Raw genomic sequence first — 16,724 nt, 5'->3', positions numbered from 1 at the left:
TGCCTGGTCCTTTGATCGTTCGGGCTCGCCCCCTCGGGGGCGACGGCAGCTCAGGCGGCCGAGCCCCGCGCGAGCCGCTCGTTCGCGATCCGCGTGCCCGCCACCAGCGAGTCGAGCTTGGCCCACGCGATCTCCTCGTGGACGCGCCCGCCGAGCCCGCAGTCCGTCGACGCCCACACGCGCTCGGGCCCGACGAGTCGCGCGAACCGCTCGACCCGGTCCGCCACGAGCTCGGGGTGCTCGAGCACGTTGGTCGCGTGGGAGACGATCCCGGGCACGAGGACCTTGTCCTCGGGCAGCGTGAGGTCCTCCCACACGCGCCACTCGTGCTCGTGGCGCACGTTGGCGGCCTCGAACGAGTAGGCGGCGGCGTTCACCGTCAGCATCGTCGGCGCGATGTCCGCGAGCGGCAGGTCGGTCGCGTGCGGGCCGTGCCAGGAGCCCCAGCACAGGTGGAAGCGCACGCGCTCGGTCGGCAGGCCCTCGAGGGCGCGGTTGAGCGCCGCGACGCGCTTCTCGGTGAAGGCCACGTAGTCGCCCACCGCGGGCTCGGGGGTGATCTGGTCGAAGTTCTCCGCCACCGACGGGTCGTCGATCTGGAGCCACAGCCCGGCGTCGAGGATCGCCTTGTACTCCTCGTGCAGGACGCGCGCCCAGGCGTCGAGGTAGGCGTCCTCGTCGCCGTAGTGCCGGTCGGTGATGCGGCTGGCCGAGCCGGGGGAGAGGGCCGTGACGAACCCGGTCTCCGGTCCGCGGCCGGCGGCGGCGAGCGCGGCCACGAGATGGTCGGCGTCGGCGCGCACCGCGTCGGCGCCCTCGTACGTGAGGTCCCCGGTGACGACCGGGAAGGGCCGCGGCTTGTCCCCGCCCGTCCAGATCCCCGAGGTGGGGTCGGAGTACGCGCCGGCGAACAGCGCGCGGTCGCGGCGGTGGAGGAACCCGGTGAGGCGGACGTCGCCGGGGGAGGAGAGGTGGCTGTCGACGGCCCACGACTGATCGTCCGGGTCGATGCTCAGGCCGCCGGTGCGCCCGAACGAGTAGGACCACCACGCCCCGTAGTCGACCGACTCGGTCATGAGCTTGCCGTACTCGCCGTCGTTCACGAGGTCGAGCCCCGCCTCGGCCTGGCGCGCGACGACCCCGGCCACCTCGGTCTCCAGCAGCTGCGTGAGCTCGTCCTGGCCGATCCGCTCCTCGGCCCGCGCGGCGTTGGCCTCGATGAGCGCCGGGGTGCGGGGCAGGGAGCCGGCGTGGGTGGTGCGGACCTTCGACATGGTGGCCTCTCGGTTCGGGGACGGCGTGGACAGGGAGACGAGCGCACGACGACGACGCGCGGACCGCTCCCGGCGACCACTGTGGCACCGCGCCCGCGGCCCTCGCGCGCCGCCCCGGCGCGGTCCACATCGCGGGACACGAGCGGCCGGGTGTGCGACCAGGACGTGCCCGCGCCCGCCCGTCACTACGCTGACCGCGTGAGCGACGAGCAGCCAGGGACCTCCGTGGCGGTGGGCGAGTACCGCCCGCTGTGGCACGCGCTGCGCGAGCGGCGCAACTCGGACGCCGCCGCGCTCGTCCTCGACGATCCGGGCCTGCGCCGGCGAGTGACGTGGCGGGAGCTGGCGGACGACGTCGAGATGCTGGCCCTGGGCCTGAGCGACGTCGGCGTGCGGCCGGGCCAGCGGGTCGGCGTCTCCGTCCCGCCCGGGATCGAGCTCACCCTCAGCCTGTTCGCGGTCCTGCGGGTCGGCGCCGTCGCCGTCCTCGCCGACCCGAGGCTCGGAGCCCGCGGCCTCGACCGGGCGCTGCGCGGGGCCGAGCTCGACCACCTGCTCGGCACGCCGGTGGCGGCGCGCGCGGCGCGGGTGCGTGGGTGGACCGCCAACCGGTACCTCGTGCGCACCCCGTTCGAGCGGGTGATCACCGCCAACGAGCGCCGCCTCCTCGGCCTGCGCGGCGTGTTCCTCGAGATCCTCGACCACGGGCGCGAGCTCGTCGCCGGCGGGGTCGCCCTGCCGGCCGAGCCCGACCCGGACGACGACGCGCTCGTCGTCTTCCAGGCCGCCGGGTCGCTGCGGCCCAACGGTGTCGTGTACACGCACCGCACCCTGTCCGCGATGTGCCGGGCGGCCACCCATGTCGCGCCGATCGACCACACGCACGGCCTCGTGGCCGGCTTCGCCCCGGCCGCGCTGCTCGCCCTCGCCGTCGGCGCCCCCACCGTCATCCCGGGCGACGGCCGCCCCGGCGCCCTCACCGCGCCGCAGCTCGCCCGCGCCGCACGCCGCGTCCCCTCGCCGACGCTCGCCGTCAGCCCCGCCGGTCTCGCCTCCGTGGTCGGGACGGCCGGGCGCCTGAGCCCGGACGAGCGCGACGCGCTCACCCGGCTGCGCAGGGTCGTCGTCGGCGGTGCGCCCGTGACGGCGGAGGAGCTCTCCCGCGCCTCCCAGCTCCTCGGCGGCCCCGAGATGCACGCGCCGTACGGGATGGCGGGGCTGCTGCCGTTCACCGACCTCACGCTGCCCGACCTGCGAGCGGCGGCGGCCTCGACCGCACGCGGCGCCGGCGGCGGCACCTGCGTGGGGCGGCCGGTCCCGGGGGCCGAGGTCGCGGTCGTCCCGCTCGACCACCTCGGTGCTCCCGCGGGGGGACCGGTCACCACCCCGGGCGTCACCGGCGAGGTGGTCGGCACCGCCCCGCACCTGCGCGACCGCTACCTCCTGCCCGCCGCCGAGCAGGCGCGCGCCCAGATGCTCACGGGGTGGCACCGGACCGGGGACCTCGGACACCTCGACGTCGAGGGCCGGCTCTGGCTCGAGGGGCGGGTGGGGAACGAGATCACCACGCCCGACGGCGTCGTCACGCCCGTCGCCCTCGAGGTCGCGCTGAGGTCGATCCCCGGCGTGGTGGCGGCGTGCGTCGTCGGCGTCGGACCGCGCGGCGCGCAGGACGTGGTCGCCGTGCTGCAGACCGACCCCCGGAGCCACCGCGGTGCCCGGGCGGCGGCCTCGCGGGCGCCGAAGGGCCTCATCGCCGCGGCGCGCGCCGCCGTGGCCGGACTCCTGCCGGGGTCCGCGTCGCTCGACGCCGTCCTGCGCATGCCGGTGATTCCCGTCGACGTCCGCTACGGCGCGCAGGTCCAGCGCGCGGCCGTCGCGCACCGTGCCCGGGTGGTCCTCGGCCGAACTACCCTGGGGGCGTGAGCAGCGAGCAGCCGGGCGGAACCGCGGCGACCCCGACGGGCGAGGTCGCGGAGACCCGGAGCCCCACCGCCGCGGACGCACCGGCCGCCCCGCGCCCGCCGAAGTCGGCCCGCGTCATGTTCCTCACGGCGATCCTTGCCCTCGAGGCGTTCGTCATGCTCTTCGCCACCCTGGTCGCGCACGGACTGCGGGCCGCCCCGCTGCCGTGGGTGTGGGGCGTGGGGATGACCGCGATGGTGCTCTGCCTGGTCGGCGCCGGGCTCGTGCGGAAGTACCCGCGCGAGGTGGGCGTCCTCGGCTGGCTCATCCAGCTGGGCCTGGCCGCCGTCGCGATCGTCGTGCCGCTCATGCTCGTGCTCGCGGTCGTGTTCGCCCTCATCTGGCTCATCGCGCTGCGCACGGGCGCGGACATCGACTCCGACCGGCGGGACCGCTACGCCGCCGAGCTGGAGCACCACCGCCTGGCGTCGTCGTCGGCCACCCCGTCCGCCTGACCGGCCCGGGCCGACCCGCCCGACCTGACCCGCCCGACCCACCCGCCCGTCCTGGCCCACCGGCCGGACGGGCCGCGCGGACCAGCCCCGACGCGCCACTAGGCTGCCGCCATGACCTCCCCGCTCGAGCGCACCCTCGTCCTCGTCAAGCCCGACGGCGTCGCCCGCCACCTCACCGGCGAGATCCTGCGCCGCATCGAGGCCAAGGGCTACACGATCACCGACCTGCGGATGCTCACCCCCGAGCGCTCCCTCCTCGAGCAGCACTACGCCGAGCACGCCGAGCGGCCGTTCTTCGCCGGCCTGGTGGAGTTCATGGGCTCGGGGCCGGTGGCGGCCGCCGTCGTCGAGGGCCGCAGGGTCATCGAGGGCGTGCGCAGCATCGTCGGCGCCACCGACCCGACCGTCGCCGCACCCGGCTCGATCCGCGGCGACCTCGGCCACGAGGGTGAGGGCAAGGTCATCGAGAACCTCGTCCACGCCTCTGACTCGGTCGAGAGCGCCGAGCGCGAGATCGGCCTCTGGTTCGCCCCGACCAGCTGACGAGTGAGCGGGAACCCGGCTGCCGGGCGGAAGTCCGCTCACTCGCCGGGAGGAAGTCCGCTCACTCGCCGATGGGGGCGGGGACGGGCCGGGTTCCGCGGGATCGCCGCCCTCCTGACCTAGGCTCGCGGGCGTGTATCTCAAGACGCTGACCATGCGGGGCTTCAAGTCCTTCGCGTCGGCGACGACCCTCCACCTCGAGCCCGGCATCACGTGCGTGGTCGGGCCGAACGGGTCGGGCAAGTCCAACGTCGTCGACGCCCTCAGCTGGGTGATGGGCGAGCAGGGCGCGAAGTCCCTGCGCGGCGGCTCGATGCAGGACGTCATCTTCGCCGGCACCACGGGCCGCGCCCCGCTCGGCCGCGCCGAGGTCTCCCTGACGATCGACAACACCGACGGCGTGCTGCCCATCGAGTACACCGAGGTGACGATCAGCCGCACCCTGTTCCGCTCGGGCGGCTCGGAATACCAGATCAACGGTGAGTCCTGCCGCCTCCTCGACATCCAGGAGCTCCTGTCCGACACGGGCATGGGCAAGGAGATGCACGTCATCGTCGGGCAGGGGCGGCTCGACTCCGTCCTCCAGGCCACCGCCGAGGACCGCCGTGGTTTCATCGAGGAGGCCGCCGGGGTCCTCAAGCACCGCCGCCGCAAGGAGAAGGCGCTGCGCAAGCTCGAGGCCACGGCCGCGAACCTCGCCCGCCTCCAGGACCTCACGGCCGAGATCCGCCGCCAGCTCGGCCCGCTCGCCCGCCAGGCCGACGTCGCCCGCCGCGCCCAGGTGGTCCAGACCGACCTTCGCGACGCCCGCGCCCGCCTGCTCGCCGACGACCTCGCCCAGCTCCGCGCCGCCGCCGACTCGGCGAGCACCGACACCGCCGCGATCGCCGCCCGCCTCGCCGAGGTCGAGGGGGAGCAGGACGTCGCACGACGCTCGCTCGCCGCCCTCGAGCAGGCCGCCGCCGAGGCCGCGCCGCGCCTCGGCGCCGCCACCGACACCTGGTACCGCCTCTCCGGCGTCCGCGAACGCCTGCGCGCGCTCACCGACGTCGCGAGCGAGCGGGTCCGCCTCCTCGGCGGGACCGGGGACGGGTCCGACGACGACGAACAGCCGGCCGCGGCGGGTGAGCGCCGTGAGGACGCGCGGGACCCGGACGTGCTCCAGGCACGGGCCGAGCAGGCGCGCGCGGCGGAGGCGGAGCTGGCCGTCGAGCTGGAGGCCGCCCGGCAGACCCTCGCCGGCGCCGAGGCCGCGCGCACCGAGGCCGAGACCGCCGAGCGTGCGGCCGAGCACGCGCTCGCCGCCGTCCACCGCGCCGTCGCCGACCGCCGCGAGGGACTTGCCCGCCTCACCGGTCAGGTCGCCGAGCGCCGCTCCCGCCTCGAGGCCGCGCAGGCCGAGCTCGACCGCCTGCACGACGCCGAGGCCGCCGCGCGCTCCCGCGCCGAGGAGGCGCAGCGCGAGTTCGACCGGCTCGAGCGGGACGTCGCCGGGGCGGAGACCGGCGAGGAGGACCTCGACGCCGCCTACGAACAGGCCGCGGACCGCCTCGCGGAGGCGGAGGGCGAGACCGAGCGGCTCGCCGAGGAGCTGCGCGCCGCCGAGGCCGACCGCGCCTCCGCCCAGGCCCGCGCCGAGGCCCTCGCGCTCGGGCTCGCCGCCTCCGACGCCGCCCCCGGCGGGGAGGTCGAGGGCCTGCTCGGCCCGCTGCCCGAGCACCTCGAGGTCGAGGGCGAGTGGGCCGACGCCGTCGCGGCCGCCCTCGGTCCGCTGGCCGCCGCCCACGTGGTCGCCTCACTCGACGCCGCCGTCACCGCGCTGCGCGACGCGCGCGAGCAGGAGGCCGGCAAGCTGCGCCTCGTCGTCGCCGCCGACCCGGACGCCACGGCCCCCGGGACGGTGGGCGACCTGCCCGACGGCGTCGTCGCCGCGGCCTCCGTCGTCACCGCCCGCACCGAGGTGGCCGTCACGCTCGCCCGGCTCCTCGGGCGCACCGTCCTCGCCGATGACCTCACGTCGGCCCGCGCAGCCGTCGCCGCCCGCCCCGAACTGACCGCGGTGACCAGGGTCGGCGACGTGGTCGGGGCCGCGGCGGTGTCCGGCGGCAGCGGCGAGGAGTCCTCGGTCCTCAGCCTCCACGCGGCGCACGAGCAGGCGCTCGCCGACGCCGACGACGCCGCCCGCCGCGCCGAGGCCACCCGGTTCGCGCTCGGCCCCGCGGGCGAGGAGGTCGAGGCCGCCCGGGAGCAGGCGAACGCCGCGCTCGACGCCCTGCACGCCTCGGACGCCGAGCTGTCCGCCGTCACCGAGCGCCTCGGCCGGCTGCGCCAGACGATCCGGGACTCCGGGGTCGAGATCGAGCGGGCCGGGCCCGCGCGCGAGCAGGCGGAGACCGCGCTCGTCGAGCACCGCGAGGTCCTCACCGAGCTCGGCGAGCGCCTCGAGCTGGCCGGCCGCGAGCCCGAGGAGGCGGAGGCGGACCTCGAGCGGGCCACGACCGAGCGGGACGCCGCCACCACGGCCGCCCGCGAGGCCCGGTCCGCCGAGACCGACACGCGCCTGTCCCTGCGCACCGTCGAGGAGCGGGTGGGCGCACTCGCCGGCCGGGCCGCCTCCCTCGAGGCCGCCGCCCGCACCGAGCGGGCAGCCCGCGCCGCGGCCGCCGACCGGGCCGCGCGCCGCCGCCGGCAGGCCGCCGTCGCCGCCGAGGTGGTCGAGCGGGCGCAGGAGGGCGTCGCCGCCGCGGACCGGGCCGTCGGCGAGGCCGCCGCGCGCCGCGCCGAGGCGGAGGCCGAGCGCGAGGACCGCGAGAAGGCGACCACCGCGGTGCGCACCCAGCTCGCGGAGCTGGACAGGACGCTGGTCGGGCTGCGCGACGCCGCCCACCGCGAGGAGCTCGCCCGCACCGAGCACATGATGCGGGTGCGCCAGGTCGAGGAGCGCTCCGTCGAGGAGCTCGGCCTCGACCCGGAGGTGCTCCTCGACGAGTTCGGCCCGCACGTGCCCGTGCCGTCCACGGAACCCGTCGCCGACGGCGAGGAGCCGCCCGAGCCGCGGCCCTACCTGCGCGCCGAGCAGGAGAAGCGGCTGGCCCGGGCCGAGAAGGACCTCGCCCGCCTCGGCAAGGTCAACCCCCTCGCGCTCGAGGAGCACGCCGCCCTCGAGGAGCGCCACCAGTTCCTCACCGAGCAGCTGACGGACCTGTCGAAGTCACGCGAGGACCTCCTGCAGATCGTGCGGGACATCGACACCCGGGTCGAGGAGGTCTTCACCGCCGCGTTCCACGACACGGCGGCGCAGTTCGAGGTCGTCTTCCCCCGCCTGTTCCCCGGCGGCGAGGGACGGCTCGTCCTCACCGACCCGGACGACATGCTGACCACCGGCATCGAGATCGAGGCGCGGCCCGCCGGCAAGAAGGTCAAGCGGCTCTCGCTGCTCTCCGGCGGCGAGCGCTCGCTCACGGCGGTCGCCCTGCTCGTGGCGATCTTCACCGCCCGCCCGAGCCCGTTCTACGTGATGGACGAGGTCGAGGCCGCGCTCGACGACGTCAACCTCGGGCGACTCATCGAGATCTTCGCCGAGCTGCGCGCGTCCTCCCAGCTCATCGTCATCACACACCAGAAGCGCACGATGGAGGTGGCCGACGCCCTGTACGGCGTCACCATGCGCGGCGGCCTCTCGACCGTCATCTCCCAGCGCATCGAGCGCGCCGACGCCTCGGCCTGAACGACCAGTCGGACTCGCCGACACCGACCTCCCGACCCTGCGACACTGGGCCCGTGGACACGCTGCAGATCGTTCTTCTCGTCGTCGGAGTCCTTCTCGTCGTCGGGGTCGTCGCCGGGCTCTTCCTCGCCCCCTCGCGCCGCAGGCGCGACGACACCCTGCCGCCGGGGGAGTCGAGCCCGTACCCCGGGGGTGAGGAACCGGCGTCGGGCGCGTCGGCGGCGCCGACCGCCGTCATCGACGAGGACCGCCCCGGCGGGACCGACGTCGCCGAGCCGGGCGTCGCGGAGCCCGAGGTCGCCGAGCCGGCCGCCCCCACCCTCGAGCAGCCCGAGACCGTCCCGTCGCGCCTCCAGCGCCTGCGCGCCCGCCTCGCGCGGTCCGGCTCGTTCGGCCAGGCGATCCTCGCGATCCTCTCGCGGGACACGCTCACCGAGGACGACTGGGAGGAGCTCGAGGAGACGCTGCTCGTCGCCGACGTCGGGATCGGCCCCACCACCGAGCTCATCGACACCCTGCGCACCGAGGCCAAGGTCACCGGCGCGAGCGACGCCGGCGCGGTGCGCGACATCCTGCGCCGCGAGCTCCTCGAGTTCGTCGGCCCCGACGCGGACCGCACGCTCGACCTCAGCCCCGTCGTCGGCGACGACGGCGCGCCCCACCCCGCGACCGTCCTCGTGGTCGGCGTCAACGGCACGGGCAAGACGACGACGATCGGCAAGCTCGCGCGCGTGCTCGTCGCCGAGGGGCACTCGGTGGTCCTCGGTGCCGCGGACACCTTCCGCGCCGCCGCCGCCGAGCAGCTGTCCACGTGGGGCGAGCACGTCGGTGTCCCGGTCGTCCGCTCCGAGACCGAGGGGGCCGACCCGGCGTCCGTCGCGTTCGAGGCCGTCAGGAGCGGTCGCGAGCAGGGCGCGGACGTCGTCGTCGTCGACACCGCCGGACGCCTGCAGAACAAGGCGGGTCTGATGGAGGAGCTGGGGAAGATCAAGCGCGTGATGTCGCGTCAGGCGCCGGTGCGCGAGGTCCTCCTCGTCCTCGACGCCACGACCGGCCAGAACGGCATGCAGCAGGCGAAGATCTTCTCCGAGGCCGTGTCGGTGACCGGCATCGTGCTCACCAAGCTCGACGGGACCGCGAAGGGCGGCATCGTCGTCACCGTGCAGCGCGAGCTCGGCGTCCCCGTGAAGTACGTCGGCCTCGGCGAGGGCCCCGACGACCTCGCGCCGTTCGTCCCGGAGGACTTCGTCGACTCGCTCCTGGGCTGACGCTCCCGCCCGCACCTTCCGCTCAGCCTCCCGGCGCCGTCACGTGATCGTCACGTGGCGGCGCCGACCCCTTGCCGACCCCCGTTCCTCGCCGTACAGTTTTCTGTACAGGAGGTCGCGATGAAGACGATGAGCTACACCGAGTCACGGGCGCGCTACGCCGAGGTGCTCGACGGCGTGACGAACGACCGCGAGGAGGTCGTCGTCACGCGCGCCGGGCACGAGTCGGTCGTCATCGTGTCCCTCGCCGACTACGAGTCGCTGCGGGAGACGGCCTACCTCATGCGCTCGCCGGCGAACGCGCGGCGCCTGCTCGACGCCATGGAGCGCCTCGAGTCCGGGGGCGGAGAGGTGCACGAGCTGACCGAGGACGCCTGACGTGCCGTTCGTCTGGGACGAGAACGCCTGGCAGGACTACCTGTGGTGGCAGGCGCAGGACCGCAAGGTCCTCAAGCGGATCAACCTGCTGCTGGCCGACGTGCGGCGCAACGGCAACGACGGCATCGGCAAGCCAGAGCCCCTCAAGCACGACTTCGCCGGGTACTGGTCGCGCCGCATCACCGACGAGCACCGGCTGGTCTACAAGGTCGTCGGCGACGACGTCCGCATCGCCTCCTGCCGCTACCACTACGGCTGACGCTCCCTCTCGCACCTTCCGCTCAGCCTCCCGGCGCCGTCACGTGATCGTCACGTGGCGGCGCCGCCGGTTACACGGCCGAAACCTCCTGCGCGGCCGCGCGACACACGCGCTCGGCACAGTCCCTCCCAGACCGGCCGACGGTGCCGGCGAGGAGGAGACATGACCCCATTGATCGCGTCGTCGGCGCCCCCGACGCTCGACACCGGCGCCACGGCCTGGATGCTGATGTCCGCCACGCTCGTGCTCATGATGACCGTGCCGGCTCTCGCCCTGTTCTACGGCGGCATGACCCGCTCGCGCGGCGTGCTCAACATGATGATGATGAGCTTCGGCGTCATCGCCGTGGTCGGCGTGATCTACCCGCTGTGGGGGTACTCGACGAGCTACGGCTCCTCGTTCGCCGGCCTGTTCGGCAACCCGCTCGACGGGTTCGCCCTCGAGGGTCTCGTCACCGCCGCGGACGGCACGTTCCTCCTCGACGACGTCGGGGTTCCCGTGTACGTGGGCGTCGCGTTCCAGTCCACGTTCGCGATCATCACGACCGCACTGGTCTCCGGCGCGATCGCCGAGCGCGTGCGCTACGCGACCTGGCTCGTGTTCGCCGCCGCCTGGGTGACGCTGTCCTACTTCCCGATGGCCCACATGGTGTGGGGCGGCGGGCTGCTGTCCGGCGACGGCCCGCTCGCCGGGATCGCCGAGCCGATCGACTTCGCCGGAGGCACGGTCGTCCACATCAACGCCGGGATCGCCGGGCTCGTGCTCGCGCTCGTCGTCGGCAGCCGGGCAGGCTTCGGCCGGCGCCCCATGCCGCCGCACAACCTGCCGCTCGTCATGGTCGGCGCCGCCCTGCTGTGGGTGGGCTGGTTCGGGTTCAACGCCGGGTCGGCGTTCACCGCCGACGGCGTCGCGGGTCTCGCGTGGGTCAACACGACCTCCGCGACCGCCGCCGCGATCCTCGGCTGGCTCGTCACGGAGAAGATCCGCGACGGCCGGATGACGTCGCTGGGAGCGGCCTCGGGAACGGTCGCCGGGCTCGTGGCGATCACGCCGGCCGCGGGAGCGCTCACCCCGGTCACGTCGATCGTCCTCGGCGTGATCGCCGGCGCCCTGTGCGCGCTCGCGGTGAGCCTGAAGTACCGCTGGCGGTTCGACGACTCCCTCGACGTCGTCGGCGTCCACCTCGTCGGAGGGCTCGTCGGCACCGTCCTCATCGGGTTCCTCGCCGACGACGGCGGACTGCTCACGGGCGGAGGACTCGCTCTCCTGGCGGTTCAGACGCTCGTCGCGGCGCTCGCCGTGATCTACTCGGGGCTCGTCACGCTGATCATCGCCCTGGTCCTCAGGGCGACCATGGGGTGGCGCATCAGCGAGGACGAGGAGACTGCCGGCATCGACACCGCCCAGCACGCGGAGAGCGCGTACGAGGGCATCGGCACCGGCCGCCTGCTCACCGGATCGGAGAAGTGAGGACCGCCATGAAGCTCATCACCGCCATCGTCCAGCCCTTCCGGCTCGAGGACATCAAGGCCGCCCTCGAGTCCGCCGGGGTCACCGGCATGACCGTCTCGGACGCCAACGGGTTCGGCCGCCAGCACGGCCACACCGAGGTCTACCGCGGCGCCGAGTACGAGGTCCGGCTCGTGCCCAAGGTCCGCATCGAGGTCCTCGTCGACGACGCGGAGGCGAGCAAGGTCCTCGACGCCGTCGTCAGCGCCGCGCACACCGGCCGCATCGGCGACGGCAAGGTCTGGGTGTCCGACGTCGGCGAGGTCGTCCGCGTCCGCACCGGCGAGCGCGGCTCCGAGGCCATCTAGCCGCGACGTCTCCCGGGCCCCCGTCCGTCTGCGTCACAGCCGACGGGCGAGGGCGAGGCACACCACGGCCGCGTCGTCGTCCCCGTTGTTACCCTTGCGGGCAACGACCTGACCGCGCGCGCCGTCCCGAGCCGAGAATCCGGCTCCGCCGCAGCGCCCCGACCGACGAAGGACCTACGTGTTCGCCTCCCTCTCCGACCGGATCACCGGCGCCTTCAAGGGCCTGCGCGGGAAGGGGCGACTCTCCGAGGAGGACGTCGCCACCACCGTCCGGGAGATCCGGCGGGCCCTGCTCGAGGCAGACGTCGCGCTCCCGGTCGTCCGGGAGTTCACCGGTCGGATCCGCGAGCGCGCCACGGGTGCCGACCTGTCCAAGGCCCTCAACCCGGGCCAGCAGGTCATCAAGATCGTTCACGAGGAGCTCGTCGAGGTCCTCGGCGGCGAGTCCCGCGACCTCTTCATCGCCAAGCACCCGCCGACGGTCATCATGCTCGCGGGCCTCCAGGGCGCCGGAAAGACGACCCTCGCCGGCAAGCTGGGCAAGTGGCTGCGCGAGCAGGGGCACACCCCGCTGCTCGTCGCCTCCGACCTCCAGCGGCCCAACGCCGTCACCCAGCTCCAGATCGTCGGCGAGCGCGCCGGCGTGTCCGTATGGGCGCCGGAGCCGGGCAACGGTGTCGGCGACCCGGTCGAGGTCGCGCGGACCGGCCTCGAGCGCGCCCGGCAGGCCATGCACTCGGTCGTCATCGTCGACACCGCGGGCCGCCTCGGCGTGGACGAGGAGATGATGCGGCAGGCCGCGAACATCCGCGACGCCGTCCAGCCGCACGAGACCCTGTTCGTCCTCGACGCGATGATCGGCCAGGACGCCGTCACCACGGCGAACGCGTTCGCCGAGGGTGTCGGGTTCACCGGTGTCGTCCTGTCCAAGCTCGACGGCGACGCCCGCGGTGGCGCCGCCCTGTCCGTCCGCGGCGTCACCGGCGTGCCGGTCCTGTTCGCCTCGACCGGCGAGAAGCTCGAGGACTTCGAGCGCTTCCACGCCGACCGCATGGCGTCCCGCATCCTCGACATGGGTGACGTCCTCACCCTCATCGAGCAGGCCGAGCGGACCTACGACGCCGCCGAGGCGGAGGCGCTCGCCGAGAAGCTCGCCGGCGACGACTTCACGCTGGGGGACTTCCTCGGCCAGCTCCAGCAGATCAAGAAGATGGGCTCGATGAAGAAGATGCTCGGGATGCTCCCGGGCATGGGCCAGATGCGCGAGCAGCTGGACAACTTCGACGAGCGCGAGGTCGACCGCGTCGAGGCGATCGTCCGGTCGATGACGCCCGCCGAGCGCGACAACGTGAAGATCCTCAACGGGTCGCGGCGTTCGCGCATCGCCAAGGGCGCCGGCACCACCGTCCAGCAGGTCAACTCCCTGCTCGAGCGGTTCGAGCAGGCCCGCGTGATGATGCGCAAGATGAACAGCGGCGGCGGCATGCCCGGCGCGGGCGGGTTTCCCGGCGGCCCCGGCATGGGTGGCGGCAAGAAGTCGAAGGGCCGTCAGGCGCCGCAGGTGAAGAAGAAGAAGGGCAAGAGCGGCAACCCCGCCAAGCGCGCGCAGCAGGAGCGCGAGCTCGCCTCGCGAACGTCCGCCCCCTCGGGCGCCTCGTTCGGCGGCGGGGGCACGGGCCCGGTCCAGCCCAAGCCGGAGGACCTCGACATCTCCGAGCTGCAGAAATACCTGCGCTGACGCTGTCGACGCGGACGCGGACGCCGGGCCGATGCCGGCTCATTCGTCGGGCGGACATCGGCTCACTCGCCAGGTGAGGGTCAGCGGACGCGCGTGCCTCGCAGGACGATCGCCGTCGGCCGCCGCGTGACGCTCACGTCCGTCCGCGGGTCGTCCGCGTAGACGACGAGGTCCGCGCTCGCCCCGTCCTCGATGCCCGGCACGCCGAGGTAGCGCCGCGCCTCCCACGTCGCCGCCGCGAGCACCCGCTCGTGCGGGATGCCGAGCTCCGCGCAGGCGACGAGCTCGTCCGGCAGCGTGCCGTGGTCGAGCGTGCCCCCGGCGTCGGAGCCCATGAGCAGCGGCACGCCGGCCGCCACGACCTCGCCCCAGAACTCGCGCCGCCGTGCGTGCATCGCCCGCATCCGTGCCGCGTAGACGGGGTATTTCGCGCCGGCCTGGTCGGCGAAGTCGCCGAACTGGGCGGTCTGCCGGGCGGTCACCGTCACCGGGACGCCGCGGGCGGCCAGCTCCGCCATGTGGTCGGTCGTCATGCCCGTCCCGTGCTCGAGGCAGTCGACCCCCGCGGCGAGGCAGTCGTCGACGGTCTCGGTGGCGAACGTGTGGACGGTGACGCGCGCGCCGTTCCCGTGCGCGGCCGCGACGGCGTCGGTCAGCACGTCCCGCGGCCACAGCGGCGTGAGGTCGGCGTCGGCGCCGAGGGACCGGTCGATCCAGTCGCCGACGAGCTTGACCCAGCCGTCCCCGCGCCGCGCCTCCTCGGCCACGGCCTCGGGCAGCCGCGCCACGTCGTCGAGCTCGCGCGCGAAGTTCCTGATGTAGCGCTTCGGGCGGGCGACGTGCCGGCCGGCGCGGACGAGCCGGGGCAGGTCCTCGCGGTCGTCGACCCAGCGCGTGTCGGCGGGGGAGCCCGCGTCGCGGACGAGGAGCACTCCCGCGTCGCGGTCGGCGAGCGCCTGCGCCTCGGCCGTCGCCTCGTCCACCGCGCCTCCCGCGCCGAGCCCGATGTGGGCGTGCACGTCGACCAGACCCGGCACGACGACGCCGCGCACCTCGTCGGACGCCTCCGACCCCGGCGGGGGAGAGGTGTGGATCCGCCCCGCCTCGACCCAGATCTCGGGCAGCACGGTGGTCTCGTCGACGACGACGGTGCCGGTCAGGTGCAGCGGGCGTGACGGGGCGCTCATGGGGACGAGGGTGGCACGGGTTGACGGTTCGTCGGTTCCGTGGTTCATTAGTCGAGTAACGAACCAACGAAGGAGGTGACGACGTGTTCGACGGGCCCGAGCCGATCTATCTCCAGATCGCTGACCACCTGCGTCGGCAGATCGTCACCGGCAACCTTCGGGAGGAGGAGCAGGTCATGTCGACCACCCAGTTCGCCACCACGTACCGGATCAACCCGGCCACCGCCGCAAAAGCGTTTGCGCTGCTGGTGGACGAGGGCATCCTGTACAAGCAGCGCGGCGTCGGCATGTTCGTCGCGCCGGGCGCCCCCGCGGCCCTCCTCGCCGGCGGGCGCGAGTCCTTCTTCGCCGAGCACCTCGACCCGGTGCTCGCGGAGGCCGCCGCCCTCGGCATCACCCCCGACGAGCTCATCGCCCACATCAAGGGAGCCACGTCATGACCGGCTACCGCGTCGACATCGACGACCTCGGCGTCCGGCTCGGCCGCACGCAGGCGCTCGACGGCGTCACCACGACCATCGAGCCGGGCTCCATCACCGGCCTGCTCGGCCGCAACGGCGCCGGCAAGTCGACGCTGCTCGGCGTCGTCGCCGCACTGCGCCGACCCACCTCGGGGCGCGTGCGCGTCGAGGGTGCCGACCCGTTCGAGAACGAGACCCTCATGGAGGGCATCTGCCTCGTCCGCGAGGCCGGCGACCTCTTCACCACGGAGAACGTGCGCGCGAACCTGCGGGCCGTGCGCCGGACCCGCCCCCGGTGGGACCAGGCGCTCGCGGACGAGCTGCTCGACGCGTTCGAGATCGACCCCAAGAAGTCGGTCGACGCACTCTCGCGCGGCAACCGGTCGGCCGTCGCCGCCACGGTCGGGCTCGCCTCGCGTGCCCCGCTGACGATGTTCGACGAGGTCTACCTCGGGATGGACGCGCCCTCGCGCGCCCTGTTCTACGAGCGGCTGCTCGCGGACTACGCCGAGCATCCGCGCACGATCGTCCTGTCCAGCCACCTCATCAGCGAGATCGAGCAGCTGCTCGAGCACGTGATCATCCTCGACCGCGGCGGGCTGCGAGTCGCCGGCGACGCGGACGAGATCACCGCCGGCGGACTCACCGTCACGGGACCCGCCGACGCGGTGGACCGCGCCGTCGCCGACCTCGAGGTCCTCGCCGAGCGCACGCTCGGCGGCACGAAGGAGGCCGCGGTCTACGGCCGGCCCGACCGGGCCACGCTGCGCGGTCTCGAGGACCAGGGGCTCGCCGTCGGCCGCCTCGGCCTGCAGGAGCTCGTCATCCACCTCACGGAGCGCACGTCATGACCTCCACCGACCCCACCCTCACCACGCCGACCGCCGTGCCCGGCGCGGGGCGAGGCGTCCGCCCCCAGTGGGTCCGCGCCACGGCCTCGATGCTGGGCGTGCACGGCGTCGTCGGGGCGTGGTTCTGGGCTCTGGCCGTCGTCGCCATCGCCGTCGCCACCCTGCTCGTCGACCACTTCACCATCGTGCGCGTCTCCGTCATGCAGTTCGCCATCTACGCGACGCTCTGGCTCCCGTTCTCGATCGCCGTGGTGATCGCGATCGCCGTCACGATCTACGTGGTCAACGGGATGACCCGACGCTCGTTCATCCGCGGGGCGCTCGCCTCGTCCCTCGTCGCCGCGCTCGGGCACGGGCTCGTCATGGCCCTGCTCCTGATCGTCGAGGGCTGGATCTACGGCGCGCTCGGTTGGCCGCACGGCGCCATGGGCACCGACGACGACGGGATCGTCGAGGGCGTCTGGGAGACCGGGCTGCTCGAGCCGTGGGCCGTCATCACGCTCATGGTGCTCGCCGGGCTCGTCTCGGGCCTCGCCGTCGGCGCCGGCTACTACCGGTTCGGAGGCCTGCGCGGCACGCTCCTGCTCCCGTTCGCCCTGCTGCCCGTCCTGGGCGCACAGGTGCTCGTCGACCTCGGCCGGCCCGACTCGGTCGGCAACCTCGCCGGCCTCGGCGGCTGGGTCTACCTCATCGTCGGCGGGGCGACCCTCGTGCTCGCCGGATACGTCGTCGCCCTCCTGAGGCGTACCCCGATCGGCGGCGTCGAGGCCTGAGCGCCCGCGACCGCCCACCGGTGCGTGC

At 74.3% G+C, this 16,724-nt stretch carries 15 protein-coding genes; 13 read left to right on the top strand and 2 right to left on the bottom strand.

The annotated features are described in order from the left end of the window. Nucleotides 1-50: 50 nt before the first annotated feature. Nucleotides 51-1,274 (bottom strand): cobalamin-independent methionine synthase II family protein, encoded by a 1,224-nt coding sequence (locus ACZLMO_RS10475; protein ID WP_425712925.1) that lies wholly within the window; start codon nt 1,272-1,274, stop codon nt 51-53. Between the two features lie 198 nt (nt 1,275-1,472). Here ACZLMO_RS10475 and ACZLMO_RS10470 point away from each other — a divergent pair, with 198 nt between their 5' ends. From ACZLMO_RS10470 to ffh, 10 genes are all read left to right on the top strand, one after another. Then, entirely contained in the window at nt 1,473-3,200 is a 1,728-nt protein-coding gene (locus ACZLMO_RS10470) for an AMP-binding protein (RefSeq protein ID WP_425712926.1), read from the top strand. Beyond that, complete coding sequence (locus ACZLMO_RS10465; protein WP_425712927.1) at nt 3,197-3,694, top strand: DUF4233 domain-containing protein; 498 nt, start codon at nt 3,197-3,199, stop codon at nt 3,692-3,694. Before ACZLMO_RS10470 ends, ACZLMO_RS10465 begins: the two co-directional genes overlap by 4 nt. Nucleotides 3,695-3,805: 111 nt before the next feature. Beyond that, a complete protein-coding gene (gene ndk / locus ACZLMO_RS10460; protein ID WP_425712928.1) occupies nt 3,806-4,237 on the top strand; it encodes a nucleoside-diphosphate kinase in 432 nt (143 codons plus the stop codon). A 133-nt stretch (nt 4,238-4,370) separates the two neighbouring features. Next, nucleotides 4,371-7,964, top strand: coding sequence for a chromosome segregation protein SMC (gene smc, locus ACZLMO_RS10455; RefSeq protein ID WP_463653712.1), 3,594 nt, complete (start codon nt 4,371-4,373; stop codon nt 7,962-7,964). 62 nt (nt 7,965-8,026) lie between these two features. Next, nucleotides 8,027-9,232, top strand: coding sequence for a signal recognition particle-docking protein FtsY (ftsY, locus tag ACZLMO_RS10450; protein WP_463653753.1), 1,206 nt, complete (start codon nt 8,027-8,029; stop codon nt 9,230-9,232). Between the two features lie 120 nt (nt 9,233-9,352). Further along, nucleotides 9,353-9,610 (top strand): type II toxin-antitoxin system Phd/YefM family antitoxin, encoded by a 258-nt coding sequence (locus tag ACZLMO_RS10445; RefSeq protein WP_425712931.1) that lies wholly within the window; start codon nt 9,353-9,355, stop codon nt 9,608-9,610. Between the two features lies 1 nt (nt 9,611). Further along, complete coding sequence (locus tag ACZLMO_RS10440; protein ID WP_425712932.1) at nt 9,612-9,869, top strand: Txe/YoeB family addiction module toxin; 258 nt, start codon at nt 9,612-9,614, stop codon at nt 9,867-9,869. 162 nt (nt 9,870-10,031) lie between these two features. Further along, the gene (locus ACZLMO_RS10435) at nt 10,032-11,339 is read left to right on the top strand and encodes an ammonium transporter (protein WP_425712933.1); all 1,308 of its coding nucleotides are present in this window, start codon (nt 10,032-10,034) and stop codon (nt 11,337-11,339) included. An 8-nt stretch (nt 11,340-11,347) separates the two neighbouring features. Continuing rightward, nucleotides 11,348-11,686, top strand: coding sequence for a P-II family nitrogen regulator (locus ACZLMO_RS10430; protein ID WP_425712934.1), 339 nt, complete (start codon nt 11,348-11,350; stop codon nt 11,684-11,686). A gap of 178 nt (nt 11,687-11,864) precedes the next feature. Continuing rightward, nucleotides 11,865-13,424: a signal recognition particle protein gene (gene ffh / locus ACZLMO_RS10425; protein WP_463653711.1), complete on the top strand. Its 1,560-nt coding sequence runs from the start codon at nt 11,865-11,867 to the stop codon at nt 13,422-13,424. Nucleotides 13,425-13,504: 80 nt separating this feature from the next. Here the strand turns inward: ffh and ACZLMO_RS10420 are convergent, their stop codons facing one another. Beyond that, nucleotides 13,505-14,611: an amidohydrolase family protein gene (locus tag ACZLMO_RS10420; RefSeq protein WP_463653710.1), complete on the bottom strand. Its 1,107-nt coding sequence runs from the start codon at nt 14,609-14,611 to the stop codon at nt 13,505-13,507. An 83-nt stretch (nt 14,612-14,694) separates the two neighbouring features. On the opposite strand from ACZLMO_RS10420, the gene ACZLMO_RS10415 reads away from it, so the two are divergent. The 3 genes from ACZLMO_RS10415 to ACZLMO_RS10405 are packed head-to-tail and all read left to right on the top strand — an operon-like array spanning nt 14,695 to nt 16,696. After that, nucleotides 14,695-15,051, top strand: a complete 357-nt coding sequence (locus ACZLMO_RS10415) for a GntR family transcriptional regulator (RefSeq protein WP_463653709.1) — start codon at nt 14,695-14,697, stop codon at nt 15,049-15,051. Beyond that, nucleotides 15,048-15,923 (top strand): ATP-binding cassette domain-containing protein, encoded by an 876-nt coding sequence (locus ACZLMO_RS10410; RefSeq protein WP_463653708.1) that lies wholly within the window; start codon nt 15,048-15,050, stop codon nt 15,921-15,923. Before ACZLMO_RS10415 ends, ACZLMO_RS10410 begins: the two co-directional genes overlap by 4 nt. Continuing rightward, nucleotides 15,920-16,696 (top strand): hypothetical protein, encoded by a 777-nt coding sequence (locus ACZLMO_RS10405; protein ID WP_463653707.1) that lies wholly within the window; start codon nt 15,920-15,922, stop codon nt 16,694-16,696. Before ACZLMO_RS10410 ends, ACZLMO_RS10405 begins: the two co-directional genes overlap by 4 nt. Nucleotides 16,697-16,724 lie beyond the last annotated feature (28 nt).

This window comes from Georgenia sp. G2120, from assembly GCF_055326485.1.
This window is presented reverse-complemented; position numbering and strand designations above follow the sequence as displayed.

Coding starts and splice junctions, on each gene's coding strand:
- ACZLMO_RS10445 (WP_425712931.1), top strand. CDS start 9,353: ATGAAGACGATGAGCTACACCGAGTCACGGGCGCGCTACGCCGAGGTG.
- ACZLMO_RS10420 (WP_463653710.1), bottom strand. CDS start 14,611: ATGAGCGCCCCGTCACGCCCGCTGCACCTGACCGGCACCGTCGTCGTC.
- ndk (WP_425712928.1), top strand. CDS start 3,806: ATGACCTCCCCGCTCGAGCGCACCCTCGTCCTCGTCAAGCCCGACGGC.
- ACZLMO_RS10405 (WP_463653707.1), top strand. CDS start 15,920: ATGACCTCCACCGACCCCACCCTCACCACGCCGACCGCCGTGCCCGGC.
- ACZLMO_RS10475 (WP_425712925.1), bottom strand. CDS start 1,274: ATGTCGAAGGTCCGCACCACCCACGCCGGCTCCCTGCCCCGCACCCCG.
- ACZLMO_RS10435 (WP_425712933.1), top strand. CDS start 10,032: ATGACCCCATTGATCGCGTCGTCGGCGCCCCCGACGCTCGACACCGGC.
- ACZLMO_RS10410 (WP_463653708.1), top strand. CDS start 15,048: ATGACCGGCTACCGCGTCGACATCGACGACCTCGGCGTCCGGCTCGGC.
- ACZLMO_RS10430 (WP_425712934.1), top strand. CDS start 11,348: ATGAAGCTCATCACCGCCATCGTCCAGCCCTTCCGGCTCGAGGACATC.